Here is a 14,583-nt window from a genome sequence, read left to right on the forward strand (position 1 = left end):
GGTTCGCACGTGTAATAGTGCCGCGGATGACTAAAATCGGCGGCGAGTTCATTCGGATGGAACGACGGAAAGGCCGCGGGCACTGCTATGGGTAGGCACAGTGCGCCCGACCCTGACGACTCCCTCGACGAGCCTTCTCGCGACGACGTGGTCGACGAGCCGTCCCGAGGTGACGACGCAGGACATCAGCAGCGGGACGCCGGCGAGGCGGCCGATTACTACTCGGAAGCCGACGACGACTACGCCGACGACGACTACGCGGACGAGGACTACTACTCGGACGAGCGCCACTATCCCGACGACGATGAGCCCTACGCCGACGACGAGCCGTACGCCGCGGGCGACGCGTTCGCTGACAGCACGGCCGACGAGTACCCGGAGTTTCCGCCGCGCCAGGGCGGACCGGCGAGTTCGGAGCCGCCGGCCGAATCCCCCTCGCTGTTTCGCGGCGGGCACCGGGGGCTCGCCGACTGGCGGGGCGGCCATCGCAGCGAGGGCGGTCGCCGCGGCGTCAGCATCGGGGTGATCGTCGCGCTGGTCGCCGTCGTCGTCGTGGTGGGATCGGTGATCCTGTGGAGCTTCTTCGGCGACGTGCTGTCCAAGCGGTCGCACAAGGCGGCCGGCCGTTGCGTCGGCGGTCAAGAGACCGTAGCCGTCGTCGCCGACCCGTCGATCGCCACGTCCGTTCAGGAACTCGCCGAAAGCTACAACAAATCGGCCGGACCGATCGGCGACCGCTGCATGGTGGTCAACGTCAAGCCGGCCGACTCCGACGCCGTGCTCAACGGTTTCATCGGCAAGTGGCCGGCGGAACTGGGCGGCCAGCCGGCGCTGTGGATCCCCGGCAGCTCGATCTCCGCCGCCCGGCTGGCGGGAGCCGCGACTCAGAAGACGATCAGCGAGAGCCATTCACTGGTCAGCTCCCCGGTGGTGCTTGCCGTGCGTCCCGAACTGGCACCGGCCCTCGCCAAGCAGAACTGGGCGGCGCTGCCCGGGCTGCAGACCAACCCGAATGCGTTGGCGGGGTTGAACTTACCCGCGTGGGGGTCGCTGCGACTGGCGCTGCCGATGGGCGGCAACGGGGACGCATCGTTTCTTGCCGGTGAGGCGGTCGCGGCCGCGTCCGTACCGCCCGGCGCCCCGGTGCCCCAGGGCACCGCCGCGGTGCGCTCCCTGTTGAGCGCGCAACCCAAGCTCGCCGACAACTCGTTGACCGAGGCGATGAACACGCTGCTGAAGCCCGGTGACCCGGCGACCGCGCCGGTGCACGCCGTGATCACCACCGAACAGCAGCTATTCCAGCGTGGCCAATCGCTCCCAGATGCCAAGAGCGCCTTGGCTTCCTGGCTGCCGCCGGGTCCCGCGCCGGTGGCCGACTATCCCACCGTGCTGCTCAGCGGTTCGTGGCTCACGCGCGAACAGGCCACGGCGGCCAGCGAGTTCTCCCGCTTCATGCACAAGCCCGATCAGCTGGCCAAGCTGGCGAAGGCGGGCTTCCGGGTCAACGGGGTCAAAACCCCCAGCAGCCCGGTGACCACCTTCCCGACGCTGCCGTCCACGCTGACCGTCGGCGACGACCCGATGCGCGCCACCCTTGCCGAGGCCATGGCCGCGCCATCGACCGGGCAGGCCACGACGATCATGCTCGACCAGTCGATGCCCGGCCAGGAAGGCGCGAAGTCCCGGCTGGCGAACGTGATTGCGGCGCTTCAGGACCGGATCAAGGCCCTGCCCGCCAGCGCCGTCGTCGGCCTGTGGACCTTCGACGGTCACGAGGGCCGCTCCGAGGTGGCCAGCGGCCCGTTGGCCGATCCCGTCGGCGGCTCCAGCGGCCAGCCACGCTCGGCCGCACTATTGGCCGCCCTGGACAAGCAGTACTCCTCGGGCGGCGGCGCGGTGTCGTTCACCACGCTGCGCATGATCTACCAAGACATGCAGGCCAATTACCATGCGGGCCAAGCCAATTCGCTTCTAGTGATCACCTCCGGACCCCACACCGACCAAACCCTGGACGGTCCGGGGCTACAGGATTTCATCCGCAAGAGCGCCGACCCGGCCAAGCCGATCGCGGTGAACGTCATCGATTTCGGGGCCGATCCGGACCGATCGACGTGGGAAGCCGTCGCCCAGCTCAGCGGCGGCAGCTACCAGAACATCGCGACGTCGGCGTCCCCCGAGCTCGCGACGGCGGTCAACGCCTTCCTGGGCTAGCCGGCCCGGCGTCGGTCACGATGTGGCCGACGGCGTCGTGCACGGAAAACCGGAAAATTCGGACACCGTCTATCCAATCGCGGTCGGCTGTGCCACACTCGTGATAGAACAAACCGTTCTTTCTATCAACGTTGATCCAGGAAGACGTAGCGCAACGATGTCCTCTGCACCGCTGGACGCCGCCGCGACACCGGCCTTGCGCCCGACCGGACCCCCTTCGGCGACCCGGCGACGCGGGAGCGCCTGGCGCGCCCTGCTCGGCGGCCGCGCGGCACCCGGGCGCGCCCGCCTCCCCTTCGCACACCGCACCGAATCTCGTTGAGCCGTTGGCCAACCCAGGAAGGCACCCCATGGCCCAGCCCCTGCCCACCGACCCGGAGGACGTCCCGGCCGGACCCGAGCGGCGCGACCGGCGGGCGGACACGGATTCCGCCGACACCTCGTTTCTCGCCGAGGAGATATCGCCGTGGCTGTCCCCCGCCTACGGCGCGGCGAACGTCGTGATGCAGCTGGCGAATTCCGGTGTGGCCTATGGCGTGATGGAAAGCAAGGTGGACAGCGGCAACCTGTACAAGCATCCGTTCAAACGCGCCCGCACCACCTTCACCTACATCGCGGTGGCCATCGCCGGCAACGCGCGGGACCGCCGTGTGTACCGGGAGGCCGTCAACGCCGCACACGCCCAGGTGCGCTCCGGCCCGCAAAGCCCGGTGCGCTACAACGCCTTCGACCCGCAGTTACAGCTGTGGGTCGCCTCCTGCATGGCCGCGGTGTTCGAGGACACCCGCAGGCTGCGGGGCGGCCGTTCCCGACGCGACCCCGACACCATCCACCGGGCGGCGTCGGTGTTCGCCACCACATTGCAGGTGCCGCCGGAAATGTGGCCCGCCGACCGCGAAGCCGCAGACCGGTACTGGCAGGAGCAACTCGACCGGCTCGACTTCGACGACCGCATGCGCAGCTACCTGATCGGCATCGCGCGCCTGGATTTTCTGCCCGCCCCCGTCTCGGCGCTGTTCGGCGGGTGGAACCTCTTCATGACGCTGGGGTACCTGCCGCCGCAGCTGCGCGAAAAGCTCGGGTTCGGCTGGACGGCCGCGCAGCAACGCCGGTTCGACCGCTGGCAGCGCCTCCTCGGGGTCCTGGACCTGTTCACGCCGCGGTTCTTGACGCGCCTCGGCGTGCAGGCGGTGGTGTGGGACATGCGTTTGCGGCACCGGATCGGGGCGACCGTCGTGTGACGGCCCACCGACGCGCACAAGGAGGAACGGGATGACGATGACAAGCCGAATCGACCGGCGCGGCAACGCTTCCGCGGCGACGTTCGTGCCCCCCGAAGCGGAATGGAATTCCGCGCACCGGGCGCTGGCCGACGACGTCAGGTGGTTCGCCGGGTCGCCGCTGGCCGCGGCGTTCGGCCGCCTGGCCCTCGACCAGGTCGCGCATCGCGAAATCGCGGCCGCGGTGGACCGCAGCGGACGCTTCGCCGACAACTTCACCGACCGTGGGATCCGCAGTGCGGCGTTCACCGCCCTCGCCGCCTTCGGTGACAGCTCGGACGTGAAGGCGTCGCGGGACGATCTCAAACGGTTGCACCGCGACGTCCGCGGCACGGGAAAGGACTCGTTCAGCGACACGCGCTACAGCGCGCTCAACCCCGAGGTGTGGACCTGGGTGGCCGTGAGCGGTCTCAACCTCTTGTACCAGGGTTATCTGCGGGTGTGCGGGCGTCGCCTCACCCTCGCCGAGAAAGAGGTCGTCTATCAGACCCTGCGTTCGGAACTGCAGTTTCTGGAGCTGCCCAGCAAGCAGGGGAAGCTGCCGGCGACCCTGCACGACATGCTCGAACATTACGACGCCGTCGCGGCAAAAGACTTGGCCGACAACGAGTTTCTGCAATTCGCCAATCGCAGCTTCGTCGCCCCGCCGATCCCGAAGCTGCTGGTTTCCCGGCAACTGCGGCCCGTGCTGCAAGTGGTCTGGCCGGTGCTGACCACTCTGGCATCGCGCCCGGTGGTCGTGTGTTCGGCCGCCGTCGCCCACCCCACGATGCGCCGGCTGCTCAATGTGCGGTGGGGCGCGCGCGAGCAGGTCGAGTTCGTCGTCTACGTCGCCGCGTTGCAGCTGGGCTGGCGGTGGTTGCCGCGCCGGCTGACGTTGGAACCCCTGGCCTACAACCGCTACCAATACGAGCGGCTCCGCGACCGCTACCGTTCGGTGCTGCTGGATTCCTTCGCGGCGCCCGAGCGGAATTGACCCGCAAGCCCGGCTTTCTCGCGGTGGTGACGGCGCACCCGCACCGGCGCGCCGCGAATGCCGGTGAATACGCTGATGGGGCGCAGAATTGACCTGATACCCCAACCGGCTGGAGGGCAGATGGCAGACCCCGCGATGCTGCTCGGCGCGCTGCCCGACGGCCTGGCCAGCCTCGATCCGACCGCCCGCACGATCGTCACCGCGGCACGCACCTGCTTCACCGAGCGCGGATTCTCCAACACCACCATGCAGGACATCGCCGACACCGCCGGTGTCGGCGTCGCCACCGTCTACCGCCGGTTTCGGCACAAGCGAAACCTGGTGCGGCTGACCATCATGGACGAATCGCTGCGGCTGAGCACGCTGGTCTCCGAGGTCGCGGGTCGCGCGGGATCACCGGAGGAAGGGATCGCCGAAGTCTTCGCCGCGTTCGTGCACGAGGCCTCCGCCCCCAAGTTGTTGACCCGAAGCATCCGCGAATCGCCCGCCGCCGGGGAGCTGTCCGCCTACCTGACCGACGAGCACCTGATCGCCATGACGCGCGGCTACATCGCGACGTGGCTGCGCCGCTGGCAGGAGCGTGGCGAACTGGCCGCCGACCTGGACACCGAGATCGTCGGCGAGATGATCGGGCGCCTGATCATTTCGCTGATCAAGACGCCCGAGTCCGTCATCCCGATCTACAACCCGAACGAGGCCCGCGACTTCGCCCGCCGATACCTGGTGCCGCTGGCGTTGCGGGCCCCGGCGCGAACGCCGGGGTGATCCCGCACCGACCCCGCCGTCAGGCGAACGCCTCCACGGGCGGGCACGAGCAGACCAGGTTGCGGTCGCCGTAGGCGCCGTCGATACGGCGCACCGGCGGCCACACCTTGGGCCGGAAGTCCTTGCCCAGCGGATAGGCGGCCTCTTCGCGGGTGTACGGGTGGTCCCACTCGCCGATGACCAGGCACTCGGCCGTGTGCGGGGCGCCGCGCAGCGGGTTGTCGTCGACGGACCACTCCCCCGCACCCACCCGATCGATCTCGCGGCGAATCGCGATCATGGCCTCGCAGAAGGCGTCGACTTCGGTCAGGGTCTCGCTCTCGGTGGGTTCCACCATCAGCGTGCCGGCCACGGGGAAGCTCATCGTGGGCGCGTGAAAACCGTAGTCCGCCAGGCGCTTTGCGACGTCGTCGACGGTCACGCCGGTGTCTTTGGTGATGCCGCGCAGGTCCAGGATGCACTCGTGGGCCACCATGCCGTTCTCGCCGGTGTAGAGCACCGGGAAGTACTCGTCGAGGCGACGGGCGATGTAGTTGGCCGAGGTGATCGCGGTCAGCGACGCCGCGCGCAGGCCCTCGGCGCCCATCATCCGGATGTAGGCCCAGCTGATCGGCAGGATCGAGGCGGACCCGTACGGCGCCGAGGACACCGGATGCCCGTGGGGCAGCTCGGGGGCGTGCGGGTGCCCGGGCAGGAACGCCGCCAGATGCGAACGCACGGCCACCGGCCCGACGCCCGGTCCGCCGCCCCCGTGCGGAATGCAGAACGTCTTGTGCAGGTTCAGGTGGCTGACGTCGCCGCCGAACTTCCCCGGCCGCGCCAGGCCGACCAGCGCGTTGAGGTTGGCGCCGTCCACGTAGACCTGGCCCCCCGCGTCGTGCACCGCGGCACAGATGTCGGCGATGTCGTGCTCGTAGACGCCGTGCGTGGACGGGTAGGTGATCATCAGGGTCGACAGCCGCTCCCCGTGTTCGGCCACCTTGGCGCGCAGGTCGTCGAGGTCCACGTCGCCGTTGGAGTGGCAGGCCACCACCACCACCCGCATCCCGGCCAGCGCCGCCGACGCCGCGTTGGTGCCGTGCGCGCTCGACGGGATCAGGCAGATGTCGCGGTGCGGTTCGCCGCGGCTGGCGTGGTAGTCGTGGATGGCCAGCAGGCCGGCGTATTCGCCCTGCGAGCCGGCGTTGGGTTGCAGCGAGACGGCGTCGTAGCCGGTGATGTGCACCAGCCAGGTCTCCAGGTCGGCGATCAGACGCCGCAGCCCGGGGGTGTCGGAGGCCGGCGCGAACGGATGCTGGCGGGCGAATTCCGGCCAGGTGATCGGCTCCATCTCGGCGGCCGCGTTGAGCTTCATCGTGCAGGAGCCGAGCGGAATCATGCTGCGGTCCAAGGCGATATCTTTGTCCGCCAGGGTGCGCAGGTAGCGCATCATCGCCGTCTCGGTGCGGTACTGGGTGAAGGCGGGATGGGTCAGGAACTCCGAGGTGCGGGTGATGCCGGCGCACACCGGCTCGGCCGGTTGCACCCCGAAGGCCTCGAGCACCGCGGCGACGTGTTCGTCGGTGGTGACCTCGTCGCAGGCCACCGACACGTGGTCGTCGTCGACGCGCCACAGGTTGATGCCCTTGGCTTTGGCCGCGGCGATCACCTCGGCGGCACGGCCCGGCACGCGGGCCAGCACGGTGTCGAAGTACTTGTCGTGCACCAGCGCATCACCGAGCGCGGCGGCGATCGCCTCGGCGTGAGCGTGCACGCGGCGCGCGATCGCGGTCAGCCCCTCGGCGCCGTGGTAGCTGGCGTACATCGCGGCCATGACCGCCAGCAGCACCTGCGCGGTGCAGATGTTGCTGGTCGCCTTGTCGCGGCGGATGTGCTGCTCGCGGGTCTGCAGCGCCAGCCGGTAGGCCGGGTTGCCGTCAGCGTCCAGCGAGACCCCCACCAGCCGGCCGGGCAGTTGGCGCGCGTGGTTGGCGTGCACGGCCAGGTAGCCGGCGTGCGGTCCGCCGAATCCCATTGGCACACCGAATCTTTGGGTGGTACCGAAGGCGACGTCGGCGCCGATCTCACCGGGAGGCGTGATCAGCGTGCACGCGAGCAGGTCGGCGCCGATCGCGACCAGCGCGCCGCGGTCGTGGGCCTGCTGGACCAGAGCCGTCCAGTCGGTGACCCGGCCGCCGGCGCCGGGCAGCTGGGCGACGACGCCGAAGAAGTCGCCGTCGGGCAGGCCCTTCCGCAGGTCGGCGGTGACGAGCTCGATGCCCAGCGGCTTGGCGCGGGTGGCCAGAATGGCCGCGGTCTGGGCGAAGACGTCGGCGTCGACGGCCAGCCGGTTGGTTTTGCCGCGGGCCGCGCGGTGCATCAGGGTCATGGCCTCGGCGGCGGCGGTCCCCTCGTCGAGCATGGAGGCGTTGGCGACCTCCAGGCCGGTCAGGTCGGCGACCATCGTCTGGAAGTTCAGCAGCGCCTCGAGCCGGCCCTGGCTGATCTCCGGCTGATACGGCGTGTACGCCGTGTACCAGGCGGGGTTCTCCAAGATGTTGCGCAACAACACCGGCGGCGTGAGCGTGTCGTAGTAGCCCTGACCGATCATGGACACGGCCACCGTGTTGGCGTCGGCCAACGCCCGCAACTCTGCCAGCGCCTCGGTCTCGCTGGCCGGTGCCGGCAGGCGGTCAAGTCCCGGCGCGGCGCCGTTGTCGGCGAGCCGATCCAGGATGCCCGCCGGGACCGCCTTGGACGCCAGCTCGTCGAGGGAGTCGACACCGATCACGGCGAGCATGGCGGCGACGGCCTGGCTGTCCGGGCCGATGTGCCGGGCGGCGAACGTGGATTGATCGGGCACTGGAAACTCCTGGGTAGGCGGGCGACGACGGATCGAGGCAGAGGACGAACGGCCCTCTCCCTCTGTCTTCACCCTGCGCCGGGCGCCTGAGAGATTCGGCGCCGGATGCCTGTCCCGGGCGCCTTTCCCCATCGGCGGGTGTCGACCCGCCGGGTCGTCACCGCTTTCCAGAGGCATCATTGTTTCGCGCGGTCCGGGTGCCTGAGAGGTTGACGGAGAGGTGTTGCTCCTTCGGCGTCCGTGACTGGCCGTCACGGAACTCTCCCGCTCGAATACGATGCGCGGCCCAGTTTACTCGGCCACGGGTGCGCGCGGTCGCGCGCTGTCGGGGCGCGCCGTCAGCCGATCTTGCGGTCGCGGTGCTTGCGCCGGGACGCCAGCTCGTCCTCGGGTTCGGCGATCGACTCGCCGCCGTCGGCCCGCTCGCCCGGGAAGTCGGCGATGACGCCGGTCAGCTCGCGCATGGCGCCGGACACGGCGATGCCGAACACGCCCTGCCCGCCCTGGAGCAGGTCGACGACCTCTTCGGCCGACGTGCACTCGTAGACGGTGGTGCCGTCGGAGAACAGGGTGATGTTGGCCAGATCCTGAACACCGCGCTGACGCAGGTGGTCGACCGCGACGCGGATGTTGTGCAGCGAGATGCCGGTGTCGAGCAACCGCTTGACGATCTTGAGAACCAGGATGTCTTTGAACGAGTAGAGCCGCTGGCTTCCGGAGCCCGCCGCGCTGCGGATCGACGGGACCACCAGCGAGGTGCGCGCCCAGTAGTCCAACTGCCGGTAGGTGATGCCGGCGATCTGGCACGCGCTGGGACCGCGGTAGCCGACGAGTTCGTCGGGCACGGAGTCGTCCGGGAACAGGCCGGGCTGCACGGGGGGGCCGGCCGCGGTGATGCTGCGGTCGCTACTCGCGTCGGTGCCCTGCTCAGCTAGGTTGAGCTGTTCTTGGCGTGGCTGCTCGCTCACGGTGGTTCCTCTCCGCGATCGCGCTCTCGTCGTTAGCTGCGTTGTTGGCTGCACCGCAGCCACGTCTGCTCAGGCCCGAGTGCTAGTGAGCTTACGCTTTCCGATAGCCGCCGCGCCTGAAGTCGTGATCAAAGTATGGCCGCCCCGGGGCCAACTGGGCGGGCTATCCGCCAGCGTGTCGACATCACGTTGCCAGTTGAGACGGATCCGTGATGTCCCCACCAGGCTAGTCGAGCGCGATCCGCCCGCAGCGCGCTAGGTGGCTTTGAAATCGTCGGGAGACACGCTGTCGAGAAATTCCTTGAACTTCTCCACCTCGTCCTCGCGGACGGCGGTGCCGCCCTCTTCGTCGGTCTCGTCGGGGATCAAGAGCCCGGCCTGGGCAAGCACGGGCTCCTCGACGTAGATCGGGACGCCGACGCGCAGCGCTATCGCCACCGAATCCGAGGGCCGCGCCGACACGGTGATGTTGCGGTCGAACACCAGGTCGGCGTAGAAAGTGCCTTCCTGCAGATCGACGATCCGCACCTCTTTGAGCGAATGCCCAAGCGCGGCAATGACATCCCTGATCAGATCGTGCGTCAGCGGACGAGGCGGCTCGACACCCTGCTGCTCGAGGGCGATGGCGGCAGCCTCCGACTGGCCGATCCAGATCGGCAGGTAACGGTCACCGTCGGTTTCGCGCAGCAACAACACCGGCTGGTTTTGCGGCTGCTCTACGCGAATGCCGACAACACGAACCTCACCCATTTGTGTCTGTCCTCCGCATTCGTGGCGCCGGTTGGATTGGCATTCCCAGCGGCGGCGAGGTCAAAAATCCGCCCTACCGCCGAAACCAAGCTGTCGACCGAAGTCTAGTCCTCAGCGATCCAGAACGTCGCGAACGGCGGATTTGATCAACGACGTGTGCAACGTGATGGCCAGCGCCGCAACTTCACGCGCCAAATCGTCGGCGCGATCCCGGGCACCGGCCTTGTTGGCTTTGACTACCGGCCCGGCGATTTGGGCGATCAAATCCGACTGCCGGTCCGCCGCCGACCGGAATGCGCGCAGATGCCGCGGCTCGACGCCGTAGTCCGACAGCGCCCGCGCGCATTGCAGGATCACGACGGCGTGCTCGTCGAAGAAACCCGCGGGCCCGGTGGTGATGACGCCGGCCTTGAGCAAGGCCGTCAGCAGGTCGTCGTCCACGCCCGCACGCGCCAGCAGGTCTTCGCGGCTCAGCCGGACGTGCGTGGCCGCCACCGCCGAAGTGTCCGCTCCCGCGTCCGCGCCGACCTCCCCGGTTCGGTTCACCGACACCAGGCGCGGGACGGCATAGGAGGTTTTGAACGGCGGTAGCTCGCCGTCGGGCTGGGCGTCCAGTTGCGCCCGGATGACCTTCAACGGCAGGTAGTGATCACGCTGCGCGGTAAGGATGAAGCGCAACCGCGCGCAGTCGTACGCGGTGAACCTCCGGTAACCCGACGCGGCCCGTTGCGGCGTCACCAGCCCCTCGGCCTCCAAGAAGCGGATCTTGGAGATGGTGACATCGGGGAAGTCCGGCCTCAACAATTCCAGAACCGCCCCGATCGACATCCCGGCCAGTGCCGAGCTATCGGGTGCGCTCACTAGCCCGAAGATCCTCCATCCTCACCCTGCTTGGGTCCGGTCAGAAACACCAAGCGGAACTTGCCGATCTGCACTTCGTCGCCATTGGCCAGCACCGCGGAGTCCACGGGCTCACGGTTGACGTAAGTGCCGTTGAGACTACCAACGTCGACGACGCTGAATTCGTTGTTTTCCAACCTGAATTCGGCGTGGCGGCGGCTGACGGTCACGTCGTCGAGGAAGATGTCGCTGTCCGGGTGCCGGCCCGCCGACGTGGTGGGCTGGTCGAGCAGGAACCGCGATCCCGCGTTGGGACCCCGTTTGACGACCAGCAGCGCCGAACCCGCCGGGAGTCCCTCGACCCCGGATACCGCGCTTTCCGTGCCCGCCTGCGCGGGTGCGTCGAGCTCGTTGAGGAAGTCGGCGCGAAAGACAGAGGTCGTCTCTACCGTGACTTCGTCCGAATTCTGGTCTTGCTGACTTCCTGAGTCCATGTCCGTCACGCGCTGCTCCTCACTGGCCGCTGTGGCGTTGTCTGTCCGGGCCGCTCGGCCGGCCTCCGCACCAGGTCTTGTTGCCCGGTATGCCGGTCTTCAAAAGGTAGATCTGTCGACGGTACCGCGCACCGGCCTGCAATGCGCCCACCACTTGGCGATCCGAAACGTCGGTTCCCCGACGTGCCGGCTGCACCGTCGGCCTCGCCGTGCGAGGCTGCAGGGACATTAGCAATCGTCATTCGGTCAGCGTTCCGCGGTAGGCCTCCGCGTCGAGCAACGACGAAATGGCGGACTCCACTTCGGCGACGTCGGATACCTGCACATCCAGCAACCACCCGGCCCCGTACGGATCGGAGTTGACCAGTTGCGGGCTGCCTTCCAGATCGGTGTTGACGGCCGACACTTTGCCCGAGACCGGGGCGTACAGGTCCGACACCGATTTCGTCGATTCGACCTCGCCGAAGGATTCACCGGCGGTCAGCTCCGCGCCCACGTCGGGCAGCTGAACGAACACGACATCGCCCAACGCCGACTGTGCAAAGTCGGTGATGCCCACCCGCAGTGTGTCATCGCCGCTTCGACGAACCCATTCGTGTTCGGCGGTGTAGCGCAGATCGGGCGGGATATCGCTCACGAGTGATCCTGTCTGTTCGGGAATTGCTCACTTGACGGGCTGAGCGTATTGGTGCGGTTTTGGTTGCCGCAAGGTGGTCACGTCCACCCGTTCGGCCTGCTGGACGGACATCCGCGCCCCGACGCGCTTGACCGTGTCCTGCGCGCCACCGGGAATGTTCATCGCCGCGGCCAGGGTGGGCGGATCACCAATCGCCAGAATCGAATACGCGGGCGACAGCGTTTTGGAGTCGACGGTCAGCGACCCGGGCGCACCCGCGACCCACGTGTCGACGCCCACGCGCACGGACTGGTGGGCGTCGTTGACCTCGATCGCCTCCGCGCCCGCGGCGCGCAACTCGTTGATCACGTCGAGCATCGCCTCGGGGGAAACCCCCGGCCCGGGGTCCTCGATCGTGACGGTGACGCCGGGCCCCGTGGCGCCCACGGCGCCGACCAGGATGGACAGCGCCGCCAGCCGGGATTGGGCGGACTGGATGGCGGCCTGGTCGTTGTTGCCGGACGCCTGCAACGAATTCAGCGTGTTCTCCAGCTCGTTCACCTCGCTGCGGAGTGTGCCCTCGCGCTGCCGCAACGAATCCAGCAGCACCAACAGGTCGGCGGGGCGCGCCGTGTCCAGCGAATCGCCCGATTCGGTCTGGCGAACCTGGGTGACGATGGCGATCCCGAGAAGCAGACACAACAGGACGGCCAGCGTGCCGAAACCCAGGCGGGAGCGGCCGCCGCGCAGCATGCCGGACAACCCGCCGCGGGGGTGTTTCCCGCGCAGTTCGTGACGCCCGTGTGGCGCGGCCTGATCCGGCGCCGCGCCGGCGTCGCGATCCGTCGGATCCTGACTCACGCTGAGCTCGATCGGGTCATGGCGTCACGCCCCGAACAGCCGGCGGCGCAGGGCCGCCGCGTTGCCGAAGATGCGGATACCGAGCACGACGATGATGGCCGTCGACAACTGGGTGCCCACCCCCAATTGGTCGCCGACATAGACGATGAGCGCGGCCACGAAGACGTTGAACACGAACGAGATCACGAAGACCTTGGGGTCGAAGATCCGCTCCAGATAGGCACGCAACCCGCCGAACACGGCGTCGAGCGCCGCGACCACCGCGATCGGCAGATAGGGCTGCACGACTTCGGGCACCGAGGGGTGAAAAACCAGGCCCAGCGCGATGCCGATCGCCAGCGCCGCGATACCGATCATGCGGGGTTTCCCGTCTCGCACAGGCGAAACTGTGTGTTCGGGACTTTTCTCACTATGGCCCAATCTGCTTGGCGAACTTGACATCCCGGACGGATCCGGCAGGCAGCGAAAGACCGTCGGCAACATCCACCGTAACCACCACGCCGTAGGAAATCTCCAGCAGCCTCAGGCGCTGCAGCCCCGGGCTGTTGTCGAAGACGTCGCGCATCGAGCGCGGCGGCCCGATCGCCAGGATGGTGTACGGACTGCTGGTCGGGTTGTTGTCGACGAGGATCGCGCCGCCGGCCTGCCGGATGGTCACGTTGGGCCCGATCCGCACGCCGCCGACCGAGACCGCCTCGGCGCCGCTGGCCCACAACGAGTTGACCACCAGCTGCAGGTCGCGGTCGAGGATGATCTGCCTGCTGCCGCCGACCCGCTGTTTGGACACGTCGGAAAGGTTCGGGCTGGCACCCGGATCGGTCACGGTCAACTTCAGGCCGGGACCGATGATCGCCGTGCTGGCGGCCGCCACGCTGAGCGCGTCGAGCCGTTTCAGCAACCGCTGCCCCTCGGCATCGTCGGCCAGCACGCGGCGCTGCACGTCGTCGAGTCGTGTCGAGAGCTGGTTGCGCCGCTGCGCCAACTGCGTCGCCGAGCCTTCCATCGCCCGCACGTTGCCCAACAGCAGTTGCTGGGCGTCGCGCACCCCGGGGGCGACCGAACGGGCCTGCGCGACCGCGGCGGCGAAAACCGTGGCGATGAGGAGCGCGGCCAGGGCCTGCCACAGCCAACCGAACGCGCGCTGGCGTCCTTCGGTGGTAGCTCGCTTGGCCGCCGCCGCGGCGTAGCCGGGATCCAGGTGCTCGGACAGCAGCGCGCGCAACAGCGAGGGCACCGGAATCTGTTGCGGCCGGGCCGCCACGTGCGCGCTGTGACCGGCGTTGGGGTCATAGCCGCCGAGCCGGCGGTCCACGTCAGCCATGGTCGGTCGCCTTCGCCACGGCCGGCGGGCGCGACCCGCGATCGACCTTGGGCATGCGGCGCAACACCAGTGTCATCTGGACCGCATACTGCACGAACGCCCACAGGTAGCCGTACAAGCCCCAGATCAGGAACGCCCACCCGCAGGCGCCCACCACCCGGCTCCACAGCGCGTCCCACGTGCCCAGCAGCACCAGCGGAAAGCCCGACATGAGGGCGAACGTCGCGGCCTTGCCGATGTAGGTCACCGGCAGCGCCGAGAGACCGCGGCTCCACAGCAGCGGCAGCGTCGCGGCCAGCAGGCCATCGCGTGCGAGCAGGATCGCGACGAACCACCACGGCACGATCCCGCTGAACGCCATCACGACGGGAACGGCGACCATGTAGAGGCGGTCGACGGCGGGATCGAGCAGCACGCCGAGCCGCGAGGACTGATTGAGCAGCCGCGCGATCTTGCCGTCGGCCCAGTCCGAGGCGCCGCTGAACATCAGGATCGCGACCGCCCATCCGTGGGCGTGCACGACCAGCAAGGCGTAGATGAACACCGGAATGAGCGCCAGGCGGATGGCGCTGAGCGCGTTGGGGACCGTCAGCACCCGGTTGGGCGGAAGCACCGGCTCCATGAGCCGTGACCTTAACGCGACTCCACGCCGAGCGCCC

General features: G+C 68.6%; 14 protein-coding genes and 2 riboswitches. Of the genes, 4 read left to right on the forward strand and 10 right to left on the reverse strand.

Annotated elements, in window-relative coordinates; translation table 11 throughout:
• The first annotated feature begins 87 nt into the window (after window positions 1-87).
• From OCU_RS38105 to OCU_RS38120, 4 genes are all read left to right on the forward strand, one after another.
• Window positions 88-2,211, forward strand: coding sequence for a substrate-binding domain-containing protein (locus OCU_RS38105; protein ID WP_014382621.1), 2,124 nt, complete (start codon window positions 88-90; stop codon window positions 2,209-2,211).
• Between the two features lie 350 nt (window positions 2,212-2,561).
• Window positions 2,562-3,452, forward strand: coding sequence for an oxygenase MpaB family protein (locus tag OCU_RS38110; protein ID WP_008256968.1), 891 nt, complete (start codon window positions 2,562-2,564; stop codon window positions 3,450-3,452).
• Between the two features lie 31 nt (window positions 3,453-3,483).
• Window positions 3,484-4,467, forward strand: coding sequence for an oxygenase MpaB family protein (locus OCU_RS38115; protein WP_009957610.1), 984 nt, complete (start codon window positions 3,484-3,486; stop codon window positions 4,465-4,467).
• 120 nt (window positions 4,468-4,587) lie between these two features.
• Complete coding sequence (locus tag OCU_RS38120) at window positions 4,588-5,232, forward strand: TetR/AcrR family transcriptional regulator (protein WP_009957611.1); 645 nt, start codon at window positions 4,588-4,590, stop codon at window positions 5,230-5,232.
• Between the two features lie 19 nt (window positions 5,233-5,251).
• On the opposite strand, the gene gcvP is transcribed toward OCU_RS38120, so the two are convergent.
• From gcvP to OCU_RS38170, 10 genes are all read right to left on the reverse strand, one after another.
• Complete coding sequence (gene gcvP / locus OCU_RS38125) at window positions 5,252-8,074, reverse strand: aminomethyl-transferring glycine dehydrogenase (protein ID WP_009957612.1); 2,823 nt, start codon at window positions 8,072-8,074, stop codon at window positions 5,252-5,254.
• Window positions 8,075-8,126: 52 nt separating this feature from the next.
• A riboswitch (glycine riboswitch) is annotated at window positions 8,127-8,253 on the reverse strand.
• Window positions 8,254-8,351: riboswitch (glycine riboswitch) on the reverse strand.
• 61 nt (window positions 8,352-8,412) lie between these two features.
• Window positions 8,413-9,042 (reverse strand): MerR family transcriptional regulator, encoded by a 630-nt coding sequence (locus OCU_RS38130; protein WP_008256979.1) that lies wholly within the window; start codon window positions 9,040-9,042, stop codon window positions 8,413-8,415.
• A gap of 255 nt (window positions 9,043-9,297) precedes the next feature.
• Window positions 9,298-9,792, reverse strand: a complete 495-nt coding sequence (locus tag OCU_RS38135; protein ID WP_008256980.1) for a bifunctional nuclease family protein — start codon at window positions 9,790-9,792, stop codon at window positions 9,298-9,300.
• A gap of 111 nt (window positions 9,793-9,903) precedes the next feature.
• On the reverse strand, window positions 9,904-10,653 hold the full coding sequence (gene ftsR / locus OCU_RS38140; protein ID WP_009957613.1) for a transcriptional regulator FtsR: 750 nt from the start codon (window positions 10,651-10,653) through the stop codon (window positions 9,904-9,906).
• Window positions 10,653-11,126 carry a glycogen accumulation regulator GarA gene (garA, locus tag OCU_RS38145; RefSeq protein ID WP_014382626.1) on the reverse strand — a complete coding sequence of 158 codons (474 nt, stop codon included), beginning with the start codon at window positions 11,124-11,126 and terminating at the stop codon, window positions 10,653-10,655. Before garA ends, ftsR begins: the two co-directional genes overlap by 1 nt.
• 238 nt (window positions 11,127-11,364) lie before the next feature.
• Window positions 11,365-11,763 (reverse strand): glycine cleavage system protein GcvH, encoded by a 399-nt coding sequence (gene gcvH / locus OCU_RS38150; protein ID WP_008256987.1) that lies wholly within the window; start codon window positions 11,761-11,763, stop codon window positions 11,365-11,367.
• A 27-nt stretch (window positions 11,764-11,790) separates the two neighbouring features.
• On the reverse strand, window positions 11,791-12,603 hold the full coding sequence (locus OCU_RS38155; RefSeq protein WP_009957614.1) for a DUF881 domain-containing protein: 813 nt from the start codon (window positions 12,601-12,603) through the stop codon (window positions 11,791-11,793).
• A gap of 24 nt (window positions 12,604-12,627) precedes the next feature.
• Window positions 12,628-12,960, reverse strand: coding sequence for a small basic family protein (locus OCU_RS38160; protein WP_008256991.1), 333 nt, complete (start codon window positions 12,958-12,960; stop codon window positions 12,628-12,630).
• Between the two features lie 52 nt (window positions 12,961-13,012).
• Window positions 13,013-13,924, reverse strand: coding sequence for a DUF881 domain-containing protein (locus OCU_RS38165; RefSeq protein WP_038536441.1), 912 nt, complete (start codon window positions 13,922-13,924; stop codon window positions 13,013-13,015).
• Window positions 13,917-14,546: a CDP-alcohol phosphatidyltransferase family protein gene (locus OCU_RS38170; RefSeq protein ID WP_009957616.1), complete on the reverse strand. Its 630-nt coding sequence runs from the start codon at window positions 14,544-14,546 to the stop codon at window positions 13,917-13,919. The genes OCU_RS38165 and OCU_RS38170 overlap by 8 nt, the downstream gene beginning before the upstream one ends.
• Window positions 14,547-14,583: the final 37 nt, after the last annotated feature.

It is taken from the genome of Mycobacterium intracellulare ATCC 13950 (genome assembly GCF_000277125.1).
Lineage (GTDB): Bacteria > Actinomycetota > Actinomycetes > Mycobacteriales > Mycobacteriaceae > Mycobacterium > Mycobacterium intracellulare.